Here is a 15,533-nt window from a genome sequence, read left to right as displayed (position 1 = left end):
CGCCGCGCGGCGCGGCGGATCCACCGGGCTGTGGTCGATGCGGCTGCTCAGGTGGCTGCCCGCAGGGACGGCGGCGGCCGAGGCGCGGCGCATGCTCGCCTGGTACGACTCGGTCTGGCATTCGGCCCGCCGCCGGCTGGACGATCCGGACATCCCCCTGAGGATCACCTCGTACCTGCCGTACGAGGAGGCGGCGGGGCCGCTGCGCGAGGCGGCCATGGGCGGCGACCCGCGGCGGCGCGGGCTGGCCAGGTCGCTGCTCATCCGGTGCGCGGCCCGCACCCGGGACCGGGCGGCGTTCCAGGCGCTCCTGGCCGAGCTGGTCCCGCGCGTCGCCAACGAGCAGGACCCGCTCCGCCGGGACCTGCTGACCGCGCTGCTGGACGTCCCGCCGGCGCTGCTCGACGACTCCTGTGCCGAGGTGCTGGAGCGCCTCGCCGCCGACGTGGCCGGGGCCTCCGATTCCTCCCCCGCCACGGGCGAGGCGCTGTGGAAGCTGGCCGGCCGGGTCCTGCGGCACCGCGACCGGGTGTCGGCGCCCGCGCTGACGTCGTGGGCGCTGGGCGCGTACGGAAAGCTGGTGGCCCGGCACGGTGCGGACGCCCTGCCCGCGCCGGCGGGCCGCCCGTCCCACACGTCGCGCCGCCGTCGCGCTCCCCGGGCTCCCGCCGATCCGCGCCGCCTGGACCGGGTGCTGCGCGCGGGCCAGGAGCACGACCTGCTCGCGGTCCTGCGCCCGCATCTCCGGGCGGCGCGCGAGCGGGAGGACTTCACCCTGGCCGTGGCCCTCACCCAGGCGCTCGGCCGCCGCTCGTGGGCGATGGCCGAGCTCCAGGACGACCTGCGCGCCGCGATCAGCGTGGCGCCGGAACCGCTCGCCCGGGAGGCCGCCGGCCTGTGGCTGACCCGCCCGCGCGGCCGCCGCCGCACCGCAGCGGCTGCGGGCGAACGGCAGGAACGGGCCGTCCCGCACACCGGAGGTGAACGGGAGGAACGGGCCGTCCGTCTCACCTCGGAGGACCCGGCGGGCGAGCGCGAGGAGCGGGTCGTCCTGCTCGTCCGGGAGGACCCGTCCGCCGTGACGCTGCCCGCCGTCTGGCGTACGGTGGCCCGCCGGCGTACCGACCTGCTGGTGCCGCTGCTGGACGGCGAGCGTGGCGGCCGGTTCGCGAGCCCCTCCTGGGTGCCGCCGATCCGCGGCGGAGACGCGGGCCGATGGACCCCCGGCCAGCTCGGCCGGGTACGCGACCGGCTCGCCGCCGTCGTCGAGGACGAACGGCTACCCGTCGCCGCCCGCGCGGCGGCGGTGCGGGCGACCGGCCTCGTCCGGGGCGGGCTGGATCTCCTCTCCGCGTGGGCGGAGCGCGAGGAGACGCCGCTGGCCGAAGCCGCCGTCACGGCCATGGCCGACACGGACGCGCCCGCCCGGGCGCTCCCGCTGCTCGCGGCCCACGCCGGCGGCCATGCCTCCCGGGTCGCGGTGGCGGCCCTGGCCCGCTGCTGCCGGGGCGTCGCCCCGTCCCTGCTCGGCCCGTTCCTGGAGCGGACGCTGACCGGTCCCGGCGGCAAGGTGACCCTGCGCAAGCAGGCCGCGCGCCGGCTGGGACGCGACCGGCCGCCGGGCGCGGCCGACGTGCTGCTGCGGGCCTGGGCGGATCCCGGGCTGCACCGGGACGTACGGGTGGCCGTGGCCTCGGTGCTGCGCGGGATGCCCGAGGATCCGCGCGCCTTGGACGCCCTCGCGGACGCCGCCGGCCGGCACGCCGGCGAGGCGATGATGCGCACGCTGTTCCAGGCCCATCCGGCGGAGTACGCCCCCGCCACGCGTCCCCGCTACGCGGACCTGGTACGGCGCCTGCTCCTGGCCGCCGACCTGCCCGGGGTGCGCTTCCGAGGGAGGAGGGCGTTCGCCCTGTGGGCGCCCTGGTACCGGGGCGAGCTCGACGAGATCGTCGAGTCGGTCGCCGATCCGGCGGCGGACGAGCGGATGACGGAGGTGTTCCTGGCTCTGCTGGGGGCCGGGGCGATCCGTTCCCGCACGCTCGACGTCCTCGCCCGGCTCGCCGCCGCCGTGCCCGGTGAGGTCGCGGAGACGCCGGCCCGGGTCCGCGTGGACGTCATCGCCGGGCGCCTGGCCGCGATGCTGGACGAGGGCGAGCCTTGGCGGCGGCGACTGGCCCGTGACGCGATGGACCTGCTCGCCACCCATCCGCCCCTGCTGCCGCAGGCGACCGGGCTCGCTGTGGCCCTGATCACGGCCGACGACACGACGGACGACTCGACGGACGACTCGACGGACGACTCGACGGACGACTCGACGGACGACTTCGGGGACGACTTCATGGACAAGGAGGTCTCCACGGACGAGGACACGGGCGAGGACGGGCGGGCCGCGGCGTTCGGCGACGGCCTGTGCGCCCTGGCCGACCTGCTCCGGGACCGGCCCGTCCTCGCCGCGCGCACGGCGGAGAGTGTCGTGTCGGCGCTGCGGTACAGGCGGGGCCGGCAGACGCCGCCCGCGACGGCGCTGCCCGCGGTGCGGCGCCTGGCCGGCCGCGGTGATCCGGCCGGGGCCCGGTTCGCCCTCGAACTGGCCCGGGACGGCGGCCGGCGCACCGACTGGGCGGCCCCGTGGCGGGAGGTCCTCCTCGGCCTGCGCGCCTGCCCGCACCTGGAGGTACGGCAGGAGGCGTGGGACATCTCCCTGCCGGTCGCGCAAAATATATAGACCGGTCTATTATCGAGCGCATGACCGATACCAAAGGCGCCAGAACCAGCGCACGGCTGGTGGAGTCGATGCTCGAACTGATCCAGGCCAGCGGGTACAGCGGCACGGGTCTCAACACCGTGGTGGAGCACGCGCGCGCCCCCAAGGGCTCGCTGTACTTCCACTTCCCCGAGGGCAAGGAGGCCCTCGGGGAGAAGGCCGTCGAGCTCGCGGCCGGAAGGTTCCGCGACCTCCTGGCCGAGTCGGCGACCGGCCCGGCGACCGATCCCGGGACCGGGACGGAGGGCCCCGCCGCCGTGGTGCGCCGGGTGATCGACGTGCTGGCCCGGATGGTCGAGGACAGCGACTACCAGGTGGGGTGCCCGGTCTCGGTGGTCACGCTGGAGATGGGCGCGGAGAGCGAACGGCTGCGCGACGCCTGCGCGAACGCCTTCGACTCCTGGATCACACCCGTGGCCGACCACCTCGCCGCCCACGGCCACCCGGCCCCCGTGGCCCGCACCCTGGCGACGGCCGTGGTCAGCACGGTGGAGGGCGCGATGATCGTCTCGCGCGCCCAGCGGTCGGTGGAGCCGTTGCGCTGCGCCGCCCACGCCGTCACCGTGCTGCTGGACCGGCGCGACACAGTGACCGCGAAGACGCCGACCGAGCAGGCGTCGGCCGAGCAGGCGTCGGCCGCGAAGGCGTCGTCGTGAGGGCGGCGGGGCGGCACGCCCTGGTGTTCGGGGCGACCGGCTTCGTCGGCCGCCACCTGATTCTCGCCCTCGGCCGGGCAGGGGTACAGGTCAGCACGGCCAACCGGAGCGGCGAGTCGTACCGGCGGCTCGTCGCCTGGCTGGCCGGGCACGGTCACCACCCGGCCCCGGCCGATGTCCGCGTCGACTTCGGCACACCGTCGCTCACCCAGGACGACGTCGCGGCGTGGGACGACGTCACCGAGATCTACAACTGCGCCGGCGCCTACCGGTTCGGGATGACGGCGGACGAGGCCCACCGCGCCAACGTCGGCAGCGTCCGCGCGATCGTCGCCTTCGCGGCGCGGCTGCCGCGGCTGCGCCGGCTGGTCCACGTCTCCGGTTACCGGGTGGGCGGGCAGGATCCGGCGCTGGTCCCCTGGAGCGACGAGCGGCGGCGGACGACCTACCGGGCCCTCGGCGCGTACGAGGCGTCGAAGGTGGAGGCGGACGCCGTCCTGCAGGCTGCCGCGGACCGGGCGGGCGTCCCCTGGTCCGTCGTCAACCCGTCCAGCGTGATCGGTGACAGCGTCACGGGCGAGTCCGACCAGCTCCTGGGGCTCGCGTCGAGCGTGGAGGAGATCTGGCGGGGCGCCATGCCGGCGCTGCCGGGCGGCGCGCGCACGTTCGTGCCGGTCGTCACGGTCGACCACCTCGCCCGGTTCATGACCTTGCTGCCGCTGGACGAGGCCGCCGTGCGCGCCGCGTACTGGGTGCTCGACGACGACACGCCCGCCCTGCCCGACCTGCTCGCCCTCATCGCGAGGCACTACCAGGTCAAGGTCCCGCGGGCGCGGGTCCCCGTGCCGCTCCTGCGGCGCCTGCCGCGCCGGCTCACGAAGACGGACCCTGAGACCCTGACGTTCCTGTCGAGCGACCGCTACCCGACCGGCCCCGCGAAAGCCTTCGCCGCCCGCCACGGCCTCGCCATGCCGGACGTCACGACGTCGCTGCTGCGCTGGGCCGACCACCTGGCGGCGCACCATTTCGGACGACAAGGTGCCGTGAGCACGTCATAGAGACCGCGCCATAGAAACGCGGGCCCCGGCGCATCTCAACGGGGTGAGACCGTCACCCCGAGGAGATTCGTGCAACCCGACCAGCAACGCGACTTCGCCGAGTTCGTGGCCGCCCGCTCCGACAGCCTGATCAGGCTCGCGTACGTCCTCACGAACGACCAGCACGCCGCCGAGGACCTCCTGCAGAGCGCGCTCGCCAAGACGGCCGGCCGCTGGCGCGGGATCCGCGGCAACCCGGAGGCGTACGTGCGGCGGGTGATGTACCACGAGCAGGTCGGCCGGTGGCGCAGCCCGCGCTGGGGCCGGGAGCGCGTGGTGGAGGAGGTGCCCGAGCGGGCGGCCGGCGACCGCACCTCCGAGGTCGAGACCCGGGTGACCCTCGGCCAGGCGCTGCGGGCGCTGCCGGTGCGCAAGCGGGCGGTGCTGGTGCTGCGCTACTACGAGGATCTGCCGGAGTCGGAGGTGGCCAAGATCATGGGCTGTTCGGTCGGCACCGTGCGCAGCCAGACGCATCAGGCGATCGCCCGGCTGCGTGAGCTGGTCGGCGAGCCCGTCACCCTGGAGGCCTGACATGACGACCGTCAACGAGCACACGATCGCCGAGGAGCTGCGGCGCATGGCCGGCGAGGCGCGGCCGGTGGACGCCCACGCCCTCGCCGTCCGGGCGGCCTCCCGGACGGCTCGCCGGCGCCGCGCGCCGTGGCTGCTCGCCGCGGCCGCCGCGCTGGTCGCCGGGGCCGTGACCGTCTCCTCGTTCGGCACGGACCAGATGACCGCGAGGGTCGCCGGTCCGTCGGCGCCCCGGCTGCCGGACAACACCCCCGAGCAGCTCCGGCTGGTACGTGCCTGCATGCCCGCGGGCGGCCCGTCCGTCAACGTCAACCCGGACTGGCGCGACCCGGCGCACGGCACCGCGGCGGACTTCCGCGTCCTGGCGGAGTACCGGGACGAGAACGGCTCCAGCGCCCTGGTCGGCAGCACCAAGGGCTTCGTCGTCTGCACGGCCGTGGGTGAGAAGGAGTTGCGCGAACCTCCGGTGTTCACCTACTGGGGCAACAAGGCGCCCGGGAGTCTGACCGGCTTCCCCGGCGGGCTCAGCGTGGACGTCTACACGAACCACTACCGGTACAGCAAGGTCTCGCCCCACGACACCTACGTGCTCCTCGTCGCCGGCCGGGTGGCCCCGGGCGTGAGCCGGGTGACGGTCGACTGGTCCGACGGGCGGCGTACCCAGGCCGTCGTGACCGGCGGCTTCTTCATCGCCGGAACGCCCGCCAAGGCCACCTCCCGCAGGAACGACCGGAGCTTCGTGGAGACGGACGTCGACACCCCGTCCGCCACCGTGACCGCCTATGACGCGGCGGGCCGGATCGCGGGCACCCGGAACAACGTGGAGTACGGGTGGCGCGGCCCGGTAGGCACCCCATGAGCGGGGAGCCCGGCCGTCACGGCGTGAAGTGAGGGTCGCGCACCGGTTCGAGGTTGGCCGTCATGCGTTCGAGGACGCTGACGGCCGTCCGGTACTCGTCGAGCGAGATGCCGCTCATCGACAGCTCACGGAACGCGCCGACCCGCTCGGCGACCCGGTCCAGCCGCCCGGCGCCCTCGGGGGTGAGGGCGAGCCGGCCGGGGGCGGGGCGGGCCGCCCATCCGCCGGCCAGCACGGCGTCGATCGCGGCGGCCAGCGTGGGTGCGTCGGCGTTGGCGGAGAGGACCGACAGGACCTCGGCGTCGGCGACCCCCGAGCCGTCGTGGACGACGTTCAGCACCTGCCAGGCGAGCCGGGTGAGCCCGAACTCCGCCAGCATGCCGTCCATGTGGCCGGTGAGGGCCCGGTCGGCGCGATTGAGCCAGTAGCCGATCGGCTTCATGAGGGTGTGTCCTTCAGTGGCGGGAGGCGGAGGCCTCGGACGACAGGAGGGCGGGCCAGTCCTGGGCGGCGGCCCAGTCGGCGAAGCCGTGCCAGCCGACCTCCGGGTAGTCGCGACGCAGACCGGCGACGTCCACGTCGAGGCCGACCTCGGTGAAGTAGGCGAACATGGCGGCCAGGTCCTCCGATCGCTTCCGGACGTACACGAGGGGCACCTCCTGGTGGGTGATCGGGGCGCCGATGGCGGAGGCGAGGATCTCGGCCATCTGGCCGGGGGTGCGCTCGTCGGAGGCGATGTCGACGCGGCGGCCGGTGAACTCGGCGCGGCGCTGGAGTGCCAGCGCGGCGAACGCGCCGATGTCGGCGGCGCAGATGAGCGTGAGCGGACGGTCTGCGGGCATCGGCCAGGCGAACGTGCCGTCGCGCAGGCCGTCGAGCGTCCACCCGCTCGCGTAGTTGTCCATGAACGCGGCCGGCGCGATCACCGTCCACGGCACACCGGAGGCGCTCAGGTGCTGCTCGACGAGGCGCTTGCTCTCGTAGTGCGGGACGCCGGTGTCGCGGTCGGCGTGGGCGGCGGAGGTGAGCACGACGTGCCCGAGGCGGGCGGCGGCCGCGGCGTCGACGAGGGTCTTGCCCTGCCGGACCTCGGTGGCGATGTCGGTGCCGAACGGCGTGGTGACCGCGAACAGCGAGTCGGCCCCCGCGAGCGCGGCGTCGAGGGAGGCGCGGTCGTCGAAGTCGGCGTGACGGACGTCGGCGCCGAGGGTCTTGAGCGCCTCGGCGGCGGGCGAGCCGGGGGTGCGGGTGAGCGCGCGCACTCCGTGACCGGCGTCGAGGAGGGCGCGGGCGGTGGCCCCGCCCTGGGCGCCAGTGGCTCCGGTGACGGCGACGGTGAGCATGGATGTCTCCAGAGTTGTAGTATAGCTGCGTGGCGCATTGACTGCCTCACGCAGCAGATTAGCAGAGAATCGCTGCGTCGCACAGCTAACAGGAGCGTGATCACCATGACAGGCGCGCGTCGGGAGCGGCTGTACGAGGAACTGTCCATGGCGTCGCGCCGCTACATGGCGTCGTACGTGCTGTTCAACCAGGCCGTCGCCGACCATCTCGGGCTGCACCCGACCGACGTGCAGTGCCTGAGCCTGCTGACGGCGGCGCCCGAGCCGCTCACGGTCAAGCAGATCGCCGGGCTGACCGGCCTGACCACGGGTTCGGCCACCCGTCTGGTCGACCGGCTCGAACGCGGGGGCTACGTGGTCCGCGCACCCGACCGGCAGGACCGGCGCCGGGTGCTGGTCACCCCGGTCCCCGGGCGCGTCGCCCGCGTCACCACGCTCTGGGACGACCTCGGCGCGTCCTGGCAGGCTCTCTACGACGAGCACACCGAGGAGGAGCTGGAGGTGATCACCCGGCACATGCGCCGGGCGGAGGACCTCAGCCACGTCCAGATGGAGCGCCTCCGCTCGATGCCGAAGCCGGAGTGAACCCCGGGCGCCCCGCACGCGTAGCACGCGCGTGACCAGGGCAAACTCACCCCTGTCAAGGCCCTCTGCGGGGAGGAGGCCCCGGATGGACCAGAACAAGGTGACGGAGTTCCTGGGCAGGGTCGTGAGCGACCTGGGGGCGACCGAGGCGGCGGGCTCCGTCGTGATCGGCCACCGGCTCGGCCTGTATCGCGCCCTCGCCGAGGGGCCCGCGACGCCCGAGGAGTTCGCCGAGCGCACCGGGTGCCACCCGCGTTACCTCACCGAGTGGCTGCGCGGTCAGGCCGCCGGCGGGTACGTCGGCTACGACCCGGGGACGGGCCGGTTCTCGCTGTCGGAGGAGCAGGCGTTCTGCCTGGCCGATCCGGACGGCCCGAACGCGCCGGCGGCTTTCCTCATCGCCGTGGGCATGCTGCGCGCCGAGCCGCGCATCACCGAGGCGTTCCGCACGGGCGCCGGCTTCGGCTGGCACGAGCACGCGGAGGACGTCTTCGTCGGCTGCGACGCGTTCTTCCGGCCCGCCTACGCGGCCGCCCTGGTGCCGAGCTGGATCCCGGCGCTGGACGGAACCGAGGAGAAGCTGAAGGCGGGAGCCCTGGTCGCGGACGTCGGCTGCGGCCTCGGGTCGTCCTCGATCCTCCTCGCCCAGTCGTACCCGCGCACCACCGTCGTCGGCTCGGACTACCACGCCGAGTCCATCGAGCTGGCCCGCGAGCGCGCCGCGGAGGCCGGGGTGGCCGACCGGGTCGATTTCGAGGTGGCCACCGCGCACACCTTCACCGGCACCGACTACGACCTGGTGACGATGTTCGACTGCCTGCACGACATGGGCGACCCTCTGGGAGCGGCCCGGCGGGTGCGGGAGGCGCTGGCTCCGGAGGGCACGTGGCTGCTGGTCGAGCCGTACGCCGCCGACACGGTGGAGGACAACTTCACCCCCGTGGGCCGGCTGTACTACAGCGGGTCCACGTACCTCTGCGTGCCCAACGCGCTGTCCCAGCCGGGCGGCCACGCGCTGGGAGCGCAGGCGGGTGAGGCGAGGATCCGCGAGCTGAGCCGCGAGGCGGGCTTCACCCGGTTCCGGCGGGCCACGGAGACGCCCTTCAACCTCGTCTACGAGATCCGGCCGTAGCGGGCGCGGGCGGAGATCCCACGCAGCTGTTGACACGGCTCGCCCGGCCGGAAAAGATACGGTCGTCCGTACAAATGAGGATGGACGACATGACCGACTGGGAACGCCGGCTGGCCCTCGACCCGTCAGCCGCTGTGCCGCTCTACTACCAGCTGCGCGAGCGGCTGCGCGCCGCCATCCGCGACTGCGAGCCCGACACCCTGATCCCGGCCGAGAAGGACCTCATGGCCTACGCGGGCGTGAGCAGGGCCACGGCCCGCCGGGCGATCGGCGACCTCGTCCAGGAGGGGCTGCTCGTCGCCCGGCAGGGCAGCGGCACCTACACGGCCCCGATGGCCGTGGCCCCCGAACTGGGCGCGCGCCCGGCCGGTTTCACCGAGACGATGGCGCGGCTCGGGCGCAAGCCCACGACGCGCGTGCTCAGGGCGCACCGCCAGCCGGCGGGCACCGACGTCGGCGTCGCGCTCGGCCTGGACGAGTCGCAGGAGGTCGTCTTCATCGAGCGGCTGCGGCTGCTCGACGGCGCCCCCTGCATGGTGGAGAGCGCCCACCTGCCCGCCGACCTGGTGCCGGACATCCTCGACGAGGACCTGACCGGCTCGCTGTACGACCTGCTGCGCATGAAGTACGGCCTGGCCCCGGCGAGCGGCCGGGAGACGATCGGCGCGGTCAACGCCGACTACCGGCTCGCCGAGCTGCTGCGCGTGCCGATGGCCGCGGCCCTGCTGGTCACCTCGCGCAGCACCAGCACCGACAGCGCGGTCGCGCTCGAATACACGATCCGCCACGCCCGCGGCGACGTCGCCGTGTTCTCCGTGGAGCTCAACGACGCCAACAACGCCCTGATGGGCCAGTAACCCCCCTCGCCGGATCCCGGTGCGGCGCCGCCGCACCGGCGGCGAAGCGCTGCCTTCCGGAGGTTGAGCATGACCCTGTTGACCCGGCGCCGCCTGCTCGCGGCGGCCGCGCTGACCACGGCCTCCGGCCTCCTCGCCGCGTGTGGCGGCTCCGAACCCGAGGCGGCGGTGCCGGCCGACGGCGTCCCGCGGGGCAAGCTCTCCGTCTGGCTGCACCAGACGAAGGCGTACGACGCGGTGTTCACGAACCTGCTGCACAGCTACGTCCAGGAGTTCGGCGGCGTCGACGTCACCCCGCTCTACGTGCCGGTCGACAAGCTCGACGCCAAGCTCCTGACCGCCTTCGCGGGCGGCGCTCCCCCGGACCTGTTCAAGATCGGCGGCTGGACGATCGCCGGCCACGCCCGCAAGGGCCGCCTGGCCCCGATCATCCCCAAGGCCATGGGCGTGCCCGACGAGAAGGCGCTGGTGGCCCAGTACGACCAGAACGCCATCTCCTCCCTCTCCTACCAGGGCCGGCTCTACGGCGTCCCCATCGACTACACGATCTGCTGCCTCTACTACCGCAGGGACAGGTTCGCCGAGGCCGGGCTCGACCCGGACAAGCCGCCCACCACCTGGGAGGAGGTCGCCGAGTACAGCAAGCGGCTCACCTCGGCCGACGGCAAGAAGGTGGGCCTGCAGTGGATCCTGGGCAACCCGCAGTGGACGCTGATGCAGCTGCTCGCGCTGGTGAAGGGCAAGGGCGGCGGGATACTCAGCTCCGACGCGGGCACGGCCACGCTGGCCTCCGACGCCGGCGTGGAGGCGCTGCGCTACTACGGGAGCGTGGGGAACGCGAAGCTGTCGAACCCGCTGTCGGGCTTCGGGCTGTTCGCCACCGGCCAGGCGGCGATGGTGGTCTCCGGGCTGTTCGCGATGGACCTGTTCCCGGCGCTGAACAAGCAGCTCGTCTTCGGCAAGTCGTTCGACATCGCGCCGCTGCCGCACTGGGACGGCGGACAGCCCGTCGCACCCGCCTACACCTGGGGCTGGGCCGTGGCCGAGCAGTCGAAGCTGCCGTACACCGCCTGGCACTTCATCGACTACCTCCAGCGTGAGGACGTCGCGGCCCGGCAGCTCAAGGACGCGAGCCTGCTGACCCCGGTCAAGGGCTGGGAGAAGCTGCCCGGCGCGGACGCCAAGGCGATGGAGACCATGGCGGCCTCCGCCCCGCACGCCGACTTCGGGCCGCAGACCCCGGTCTGGCAGGAGATGGCCAAGGCGCTGACCGACGCCGGCGACGCGGTGGCCTTCGGCAAGAAGACGCCCGAGCGGGCCGCCGCGGACTTCGACCAGGCGATGCGGATCGCGCTGTGACCCTGACAGCCCGGCTGCCCGGACCCGCCACGACGGTCTCCGGCCGGGGGCAGCGGTGGGCCGAGGCGCGCGCCGGGAGCCTGCTGGCGCTGCCGGCGGCGGTCTACTTCCTGGTCTTCTGGGTGGTGCCGTTCGCCGGCGCGGTCTGGCTCAGCTTCACCGACTACGAGCTGGCCGGCGTGCCCGCGTGGACCGGCCTGGACAACTACCGCCGGCTGATCGGCGACCCCGGATTCTGGAACTCGGCCCAGGTGACCGCGTTGTACACGGTCGCGTCCGTGGTCCCGTCGATCGTGCTCGCCCTGGCGATCGCGGTCCCGTTGAGCCGGCCGGGCCGGGTCAACGGCGTCCTCCGCGCCTTGGTCATGATCCCGGCGGCGATGCCCCTCGTGGCCACCTCCATGGTGTGGTCGGCGATCTTCGCGGACGAGGGCCTGGCCAACACGCTGATCGGGCTCGTCGGGATCGGGCCGCAACCGTGGCTGGCCGACGAGCGGCTCGCCCTCTGGGCCCTGGTGATCATGACGACGTGGAAGCATCTCGGGCTGTTCGTGATCATCCTGACGGCCGGGTTGCAGGGGCTGCCGGGCGGCGTGTTCGAGGCGGCCGCGATCGACGGCGCCGGACCGGTGCGGATCTTCGCCCGCATCACGCTGCCGCTGTTGCGCCGCACCCTGCTGTTCGTGCTGGTCATCGCGGTGATCGGGGCGATGCAGTCGTTCGTGCCGGCCTTCCTGCTGACCAAGGGCGGCCCGGCGGGCGCCACCGAGGTGCTGCCGCTCTACCTGTGGGCGACCGGCTTCGGCTTCGAGCGCATGGGGTACGCCTCGGCGATCGCCATGGTGCTGCTCGTGGCCATGCTCGCGCTCTCGCTCGTCCAGTTCCGCGTGCTCAGAGGAGGCGATGACGGATGAGGCCGTCACGCTCGCGGGGCGTGCTGCGGGGCACGCTGCTGTCGCTGGTCGTGGCGGTCATGCTGCTGCCGGTGTACGCGATGATCGCCGTCGCCTCCGCCTCCGACGCGACCGACCTCGGCGGGCTGGGCTTCGACGCCGCCCAGTTCGGGGAGCACCTCTCGCAGCTGTTCGGCCAGGGCGGCTTCCCGCTCTACCTGCGCAACAGCGTGATCCTTTCGCTGGGCGTCGCCGTCCTGGAGGTGCTCCTCTCCGGGGCGGCCGGGTACGCGCTGGCGCAGCTCGCCTTCCCCGGCAGGCGGGTGCTGTTCGCGGTCGTCGTGGGCACGCTGTCGCTGTCGCCGATCGTGGTGCTCGTGCCGATGTACCTCGTCGTCAGGCAGCTCGGCTGGATCGACTCGTTCCAGGGGATGATCGTGCCGTTCGCGATGAGCGCGTTCGGCGTGTTCCTCGTCCGCCAGTTCGCGCTGTCCCTGCCGCGCGAGCTGCTGCTGTCGGCGCGCGTGGACGGCGCGGGCGAGCTGCGCATCTTCCTGCGGGTCGGGGTGCCGCTGCTGCGGCCCGCGCTGCTGACGCTCTTCCTGCTGCAGTTCCTCGCGCAGTGGGACAACCTGCTCTGGCCGCTCGTCGTGGCCAACGAGCCGGGCCTGTGGCCGCTGCCCGTGGGCCTGTCGCAGCTCCAGACGGAGTACGACTTCAGCGCCGGCCTCGTCGGCACCGCCGCGCTGGTCACGGCCGTGCCGCCGCTGGTGCTCATGTTCGTCCTGCAGCGCTACTACGTCGCCGGGCTGACGCTGGGAGGGGTGAAGAAATGAGCGCGTTCGGCGTGTGGACCACCGTGCACGGCCTGCCCGCCTTCTCGTACACGATGGACCAGGAACGGGACCCGCGCGCGGAGTGGGACCCCGTCCTGGACCCGCCCACCCGGCGGCACGTCGTCCACCTGGGCAACCGGCGGATCACGCTGGTGGCCGACAACCAGGGCCTGAGCGACCTGTTCGACGAGCACACGGGGCTGCTGTGGCTCACGCGCGGGGCGGGCGTCACCCGGGTGGACGGCCTCGCGACGGACGTCTCCACATCGGAGCGGACGTTCGGGCCGACGTTCGCGGTCGTCCGGGTGGCCGGCGAGCGGGTGGAACTGGAGCGCACCGTGCTCTGCCCCGAGGGCGAGGCGCCGTGGGTGCTCGTCCGGCTGCGCGTGCGCAACCTGCTCGGCGAGCCCGTACGGCTGACGCTGACCGAGGAGTGGGCGGCCAGGCCCGCCCGGATCGCGCTCATCAGCGGCGCCGAGCCCGCCGAGGACCCCGGGCTGGAGCTGGAGCTGCTCACCGGCGGCGAGGACGGGCCGCGCCGGACCGCGTCCGGGCGGCTGGCCGTCCCCCTCGACCTGGAGGCCGGCGGCGAGCGGCTGGTCGAGTTCCGGTACGGCCTGCTCTCCTCGGACGCGGAAGCCGGGGCCCCGTCGTTCGAGGAGAGCCTGGCCGCGCTGCGCGACCGGCTGCCGCGCGCGTCCGCGCCCCAGGCGCCCGAGGCCGAGCGCGAGATCCCGTGGCACGCCGCCCTGCTGACCGGCGGGGCCTGCGCCGACGGCGTGCTCGGCGGCCACACCCTCGACCAGGGGTCGTGCTACTCCTTCCGGCACGGCTTCAACGGGGCCGCGCGCGACCCGCTCCAGCACGCGCTGCCGCTGGTCCACATCGAGCCCGACCTGGCCCTGTCGGTGCTGCGCAACACGTGCGCCTGGGGCGGCCCCGACGGCGACCTGCCCTACGCCCTCGGGCCTGACAAGCGGCCGTGGACCGACCTGTTCCGGCCGTCGGACCAGAACCTGTGGGCCCTGTGGCTGGCGGCCGAGCACCTGTCCGCCACCGGCGACGCGGCGGCCTTCGGCGAGCCCGTGCCGTACCACCCGGTCCACGGTGCCGAACCGGTGCCGCTCGGCGAGCACCTGCGCCGGCAGTTCCGGTTCTTCGCCGACGTGGTCGGGCGCGGGGAGCACGGCCATGTCCGGATGCTCAACGCCGACTGGAACGACCTGGCCATCTCCGAGAGCGGCGTCGAGCGCGAGCTGATGATCGAGCGGGGCGAGTCCGTGCTGAACTCCGCGATGGCCGCCTGGGTGCTGCCCCGCTACGCGGTGCTGGCCGAGCGGCTCGGCGACCACGCCACCGGCGCGGAGGCGCGCAAGGTCGGCGAGGAGCTGCGCAGGCTGGTGGCCGGGGAGTGGAACGGCCAGTGGTTCCGGCGCGCCTACGGACCCGGAGCGGTCGTCGGCGACTCCGACCTGTGGCTGGAGGTGCAGCCGTGGGCCATCCTCTGCGGCGCCGCGCCGCCCGACCGGGCGGAGGAGCTGCTGCGCAGGATCGAGGCCACCGCCGCCGCGGACTCGCCGCTGGGCGCCCGGCTGCGCTGGCCCGTCCGCGACAGGTACGGCCCCGGCGGCACCGGCACGATCTGGTACGCGATCAACATGACCCTCGTCTGGGCCGCCGCCCGGCACGTGCCCGAGCTGGGCTGGCGATGGTGGCGCCGGATGACCCTGGCCGCGCACACGGCCGCCTACCCGGACGTCTGGGAGGGCACCCTGTCCGGCCCGGACGCCTACCTGGCGCCCGAGACCGACCGCCCCGGCCGCACCTGGGACCTCGCCGACGTCGGCGTCGCCATGCAGGCCTACCCGGTCGCCAACCTGCACAGCCACTCCCAGCCGCTGCTGGCCTACCTGCGGCTGCTCGGCGTGGAGCCCTTCCGCCCGGTCCCGCCCGGTGACGGCGCCGCCTTCGCCTCGCGCGTCCTGACGGTGGGCGCATGATCCACTCCGGGACGCCGGCCGGCAGGCGGCTCGGCGTCGACGTGGGCGGGACGGACACCAAGTGGGTCCTGCTCGACGGCGACACGGTGGCCGCCGCGGGCACCGTGCCGACGCCGTCCGGCCCCGACGAGACGATGACGTTCGTGGCGGCGCTGGCCGGCCCGTCCGTCGAGGGCATCGGGATCGCGCTGCCCGGCCACGTGGACCGGGAGACCGGAACCGCGCTGTTCATGCCGAACCCGCCGGGAGACTGGGACGGCTACCCGGCCGGCCCCCGGCTGAGCGCCCTGAGCGGGAAGCCGGTGGCCGTGGTCAACGACGCGCGGGCCTTCGCCCAGGCGGAGCTGCGACTGGGGGCGGCCCGGGGGCTGCCGGACGCGCTGTTCGCCGTGCTCGGCACCGGGGTGGGCGGCGCGGTGGCGCTGCGCGGCGCGATCCTCGTCGGGCCGCGCGACAACCTCGGCGAGGTCGGGCACGTCACGGTCGACCCGTGGGGGGCGCCGTGCTGCTGCGGCAACAGGGGGTGCGTGGAGACGTTCGCCGGCGGGCCCGGGATCGTGCGGGCCTTCGGCTCGGGACCGGCCGCCGCCGTCGCCGCGGCCGCGCGGGCCGGCGACG

Annotated in this window: 15 protein-coding genes; 13 read left to right on the top strand and 2 right to left on the bottom strand. The window is 74.2% G+C overall.

Annotated elements, in window-relative coordinates; all coding sequences use genetic code 11:
* The 5 genes from AB0H81_RS38465 to AB0H81_RS38445 all read left to right on the top strand — a co-directional run.
* Positions 1 to 2,728 (top strand): hypothetical protein (locus tag AB0H81_RS38465; protein ID WP_358385311.1); only part of this gene is annotated, 2,728 nt, incomplete at its 5' end.
* Positions 2,729 to 2,748: 20 nt separating this feature from the next.
* Positions 2,749 to 3,423, top strand: a complete 675-nt coding sequence (locus AB0H81_RS38460; RefSeq protein ID WP_358385308.1) for a TetR/AcrR family transcriptional regulator — start codon at positions 2,749 to 2,751, stop codon at positions 3,421 to 3,423.
* Positions 3,420 to 4,481 carry an SDR family oxidoreductase gene (locus tag AB0H81_RS38455; RefSeq protein ID WP_358385305.1) on the top strand — a complete coding sequence of 354 codons (1,062 nt, stop codon included), beginning with the start codon at positions 3,420 to 3,422 and terminating at the stop codon, positions 4,479 to 4,481. Before AB0H81_RS38460 ends, AB0H81_RS38455 begins: the two co-directional genes overlap by 4 nt.
* Positions 4,482 to 4,550: 69 nt before the next feature.
* Positions 4,551 to 5,051 carry a SigE family RNA polymerase sigma factor gene (locus AB0H81_RS38450; protein WP_358385302.1) on the top strand — a complete coding sequence of 167 codons (501 nt, stop codon included), beginning with the start codon at positions 4,551 to 4,553 and terminating at the stop codon, positions 5,049 to 5,051.
* Between the two features lies 1 nt (position 5,052).
* The gene (locus AB0H81_RS38445; RefSeq protein ID WP_358385299.1) at positions 5,053 to 5,910 is read left to right on the top strand and encodes a hypothetical protein; all 858 of its coding nucleotides are present in this window, start codon (positions 5,053 to 5,055) and stop codon (positions 5,908 to 5,910) included.
* A 16-nt stretch (positions 5,911 to 5,926) separates the two neighbouring features.
* Here the strand turns inward: AB0H81_RS38445 and AB0H81_RS38440 are convergent, their stop codons facing one another.
* Together AB0H81_RS38440 and AB0H81_RS38435 are read right to left on the bottom strand one after the other, a co-directional pair.
* Complete coding sequence (locus tag AB0H81_RS38440; protein WP_358385296.1) at positions 5,927 to 6,352, bottom strand: MarR family winged helix-turn-helix transcriptional regulator; 426 nt, start codon at positions 6,350 to 6,352, stop codon at positions 5,927 to 5,929.
* A 13-nt stretch (positions 6,353 to 6,365) separates the two neighbouring features.
* Entirely contained in the window at positions 6,366 to 7,253 is an 888-nt protein-coding gene (locus AB0H81_RS38435) for an NmrA/HSCARG family protein (protein ID WP_358385293.1), read from the bottom strand.
* A gap of 105 nt (positions 7,254 to 7,358) precedes the next feature.
* Here AB0H81_RS38435 and AB0H81_RS38430 point away from each other — a divergent pair, with 105 nt between their 5' ends.
* The 8 genes from AB0H81_RS38430 to AB0H81_RS38395 form a co-directional block, all read left to right on the top strand.
* A complete protein-coding gene (locus tag AB0H81_RS38430) occupies positions 7,359 to 7,838 on the top strand; it encodes a MarR family transcriptional regulator (RefSeq protein ID WP_358385291.1) in 480 nt (159 codons plus the stop codon).
* 85 nt (positions 7,839 to 7,923) lie between these two features.
* Positions 7,924 to 8,970, top strand: a complete 1,047-nt coding sequence (locus AB0H81_RS38425) for a class I SAM-dependent methyltransferase (protein WP_358385288.1) — start codon at positions 7,924 to 7,926, stop codon at positions 8,968 to 8,970.
* An 89-nt stretch (positions 8,971 to 9,059) separates the two neighbouring features.
* Positions 9,060 to 9,827 (top strand): GntR family transcriptional regulator, encoded by a 768-nt coding sequence (locus AB0H81_RS38420; protein WP_358385285.1) that lies wholly within the window; start codon positions 9,060 to 9,062, stop codon positions 9,825 to 9,827.
* A gap of 69 nt (positions 9,828 to 9,896) precedes the next feature.
* The gene (locus AB0H81_RS38415) at positions 9,897 to 11,186 is read left to right on the top strand and encodes an extracellular solute-binding protein (RefSeq protein ID WP_358385282.1); all 1,290 of its coding nucleotides are present in this window, start codon (positions 9,897 to 9,899) and stop codon (positions 11,184 to 11,186) included.
* A complete protein-coding gene (locus tag AB0H81_RS38410) occupies positions 11,183 to 12,100 on the top strand; it encodes a sugar ABC transporter permease (protein ID WP_358385279.1) in 918 nt (305 codons plus the stop codon). Before AB0H81_RS38415 ends, AB0H81_RS38410 begins: the two co-directional genes overlap by 4 nt.
* Entirely contained in the window at positions 12,097 to 12,915 is an 819-nt protein-coding gene (locus tag AB0H81_RS38405; RefSeq protein WP_358385276.1) for a carbohydrate ABC transporter permease, read from the top strand. The genes AB0H81_RS38410 and AB0H81_RS38405 overlap by 4 nt, the downstream gene beginning before the upstream one ends.
* Positions 12,912 to 14,915 carry a hypothetical protein gene (locus AB0H81_RS38400; protein ID WP_358385273.1) on the top strand — a complete coding sequence of 668 codons (2,004 nt, stop codon included), beginning with the start codon at positions 12,912 to 12,914 and terminating at the stop codon, positions 14,913 to 14,915. The genes AB0H81_RS38405 and AB0H81_RS38400 overlap by 4 nt, the downstream gene beginning before the upstream one ends.
* Positions 14,912 to 15,533, top strand: a 622-nt coding sequence (locus AB0H81_RS38395) for an ROK family protein (protein WP_358385270.1), incomplete at its 3' end; no start/stop codon positions are given. The genes AB0H81_RS38400 and AB0H81_RS38395, both read left to right, overlap by 4 nt.

The organism is Nonomuraea sp. NPDC050691 (assembly GCF_040654455.1).
Classification (GTDB): Bacteria; Actinomycetota; Actinomycetes; order Streptosporangiales; family Streptosporangiaceae; genus Nonomuraea.
The sequence above is the reverse complement of the archived record's forward strand: the minus strand, read 5'-3'. Positions and strand labels throughout refer to the sequence as shown.

Excerpts from the sequence above, each read along its gene's own strand:
- AB0H81_RS38460 (WP_358385308.1), top strand. The coding sequence starts at position 2,749 with ATGACCGATACCAAAGGCGCCAGAACCAGCGCACGGCTGGTGGAGTCG.
- AB0H81_RS38445 (WP_358385299.1), top strand. The coding sequence starts at position 5,053 with ATGACGACCGTCAACGAGCACACGATCGCCGAGGAGCTGCGGCGCATG.
- AB0H81_RS38440 (WP_358385296.1), bottom strand. The coding sequence starts at position 6,352 with ATGAAGCCGATCGGCTACTGGCTCAATCGCGCCGACCGGGCCCTCACC.
- AB0H81_RS38435 (WP_358385293.1), bottom strand. The coding sequence starts at position 7,253 with ATGCTCACCGTCGCCGTCACCGGAGCCACTGGCGCCCAGGGCGGGGCC.
- AB0H81_RS38430 (WP_358385291.1), top strand. The coding sequence starts at position 7,359 with ATGACAGGCGCGCGTCGGGAGCGGCTGTACGAGGAACTGTCCATGGCG.
- AB0H81_RS38425 (WP_358385288.1), top strand. The coding sequence starts at position 7,924 with ATGGACCAGAACAAGGTGACGGAGTTCCTGGGCAGGGTCGTGAGCGAC.
- AB0H81_RS38420 (WP_358385285.1), top strand. The coding sequence starts at position 9,060 with ATGACCGACTGGGAACGCCGGCTGGCCCTCGACCCGTCAGCCGCTGTG.
- AB0H81_RS38415 (WP_358385282.1), top strand. The coding sequence starts at position 9,897 with ATGACCCTGTTGACCCGGCGCCGCCTGCTCGCGGCGGCCGCGCTGACC.
- AB0H81_RS38405 (WP_358385276.1), top strand. The coding sequence starts at position 12,097 with ATGAGGCCGTCACGCTCGCGGGGCGTGCTGCGGGGCACGCTGCTGTCG.
- AB0H81_RS38400 (WP_358385273.1), top strand. The coding sequence starts at position 12,912 with ATGAGCGCGTTCGGCGTGTGGACCACCGTGCACGGCCTGCCCGCCTTC.